Genomic DNA, 1,658 nt, shown 5'->3' with positions numbered 1-1,658 from the left:
CGGCGAGGTTTCTTCTTCCCCATGCTCTCCATGATGGACATCCTCCCGGGGCTGAGCCCCTGATCTCGAATGTCCGTCAAAGCGGATCAAGCCCAGTCCAGCCAGTACGACCAACCCCGGATCCCCAGTGCACTGCTGAAGCGGTAGTTGAGCTGCCAGCGCACCCACTGGCCGGGGCCGAGTCGCACTGCCGGGGGCCGTCGCGGCCGGGGCGGCAGGGCAAACAAGGGCTGGACTCGCGGGAAGACCCGCAGCCGTCCGTCGGCTTCCCGCAGCTGGACATCGACTTTGCCGCGGTCTTCCTGGGTGACATAGGGCTTGAAGCCGTCACGCTCATGCATGCGAATCACGTGTGCGGAGGTGGTGGTCTCGGCAGGCGGGAGAGCGAAGCCGATCGGGGTCGCGTTCCTGCGCGAGGCAGCCTCCCCTCCCCGGGACTCCTTCGTCCAGGACGTCCGTATCCACTGGACGGTGATCTCCATGGCGTACTCCCGCCGGGTCGTCGAGAGAGTCACCTTATGGCGCTCTCAAGAATCACTAGACCTGTCGGTTGTAGTTACTGGCTGTGCCGCCGGGCGGGTGGCGGTGAGGAGGACTCGCTTGCGAAGGAGTGGGAGTTTGGCCCGGCCGAACATCTGGCGCTTGATCATCTTGATGTGGTTGACCCGGCCTTCCACCGGACCGGAGTTCCAGCAGGTGGTCAGGCCCTGAACGACCGCGTCCCAGTCCTTCTCCAGGCCAGTGGCGAACGTGTGGAGTCCGGGCAGATCGTCGGCGCGGGTGGCAGTGATCCAGTCTTTGAGGTGCTGGCCGGAGCGGGTGGTGAGGATCTCGGCGAAGGCGCGGACGTGTCCATGGAGGGCGGTCAGTTCCGGGCACCGGGCGAGGACGGCGGTGAACTGCCGGCGCTCTTCGTCACCCAGGCGATCAGGGTGGCGCACCTCCCGGTGACCTGCCGGACGCCGGGAGGTGCGGGGGCGACGATGCGGATGCGCCGGCGGCGCCTCGGGCGCACGTAGTCGCTGATTGTCTGATAGCTGCCGCGGTAGCCGAGGTCTTGGAACTCGGCCTGGAGCTGGATCGCGTTGGTCAATCCCTCGGCCCAGCGTTTGTCCAGGTGGGGCTTGTAGGGGTCGAGCTGACTGGGCCGGGGCTGATGTCGTCCGCTCAGTAGTTCTTCGGGGCTCGCTGCGCGGGCCGCGCGCCGAACGGTATTGCCACCCATGCGCAGTTCCCGGGCGATCTCACGGATGCCGTGTCCTTGGGCGAGCAGAGCATGGACGGTCACATGACGTTCGCGGATTCGGGCCTCGATCGAAGACATCACCCTCTTGGCATCCGCGTGGTTGGCGACGGCATCGCTCGGCAGGCCATCAGTCCTGACGACTACTGTCTTCAGGTAGTTGTTGTGGCGGCTCACGTTCCGCTCGACGGCGGTTCCCAGGTTCGGCCAGAGGTGGAAGCGGTCGGCGACCTGGACCGCGTGCGGGGCGCCAGTGCCGGCCCCGTCGGCATAGGAACTAGTGTCCTGTGCCAGTAGTTGATCGTTAGTTGGTGTGTGACTTCTGCTGCTGGTGCGTCAGTTCCTCGTCGGGGCCCGAAGCTGGAACCGTTGCTGCTGTCTGATGACGAGCGGGCGGTGTTGGAGCGGTGGACGC

3 protein-coding genes are annotated in these 1,658 nt (G+C 66.0%); all 3 read right to left on the bottom strand.

Features of this window, described 5'->3' with window-relative positions; genetic code table 11:
* Positions 1 to 86: 86 nt before the first annotated feature.
* Genes ACIA8E_RS41905 through ACIA8E_RS41895 form a run of 3 tightly spaced genes read right to left on the bottom strand, consistent with a single transcriptional unit; the run spans position 87 to position 1,420 of the window.
* A complete protein-coding gene (locus ACIA8E_RS41905; protein ID WP_399307360.1) occupies positions 87 to 482 on the bottom strand; it encodes a hypothetical protein in 396 nt (131 codons plus the stop codon).
* A gap of 45 nt (positions 483 to 527) precedes the next feature.
* Positions 528 to 941: a transposase gene (locus ACIA8E_RS41900; RefSeq protein ID WP_399307358.1), complete on the bottom strand. Its 414-nt coding sequence runs from the start codon at positions 939 to 941 to the stop codon at positions 528 to 530.
* Positions 866 to 1,420 (bottom strand): hypothetical protein, encoded by a 555-nt coding sequence (locus ACIA8E_RS41895; RefSeq protein WP_399307356.1) that lies wholly within the window; start codon positions 1,418 to 1,420, stop codon positions 866 to 868. Before ACIA8E_RS41895 ends, ACIA8E_RS41900 begins: the two co-directional genes overlap by 76 nt.
* Positions 1,421 to 1,658: the final 238 nt, after the last annotated feature.

This window comes from Streptomyces sp. NPDC051664 (assembly GCF_044453545.1).
GTDB lineage: Bacteria > Actinomycetota > Actinomycetes > Streptomycetales > Streptomycetaceae > Streptomyces.
The sequence above is the reverse complement of the archived record's forward strand: the minus strand, read 5'-3'. Positions and strand labels throughout refer to the sequence as shown.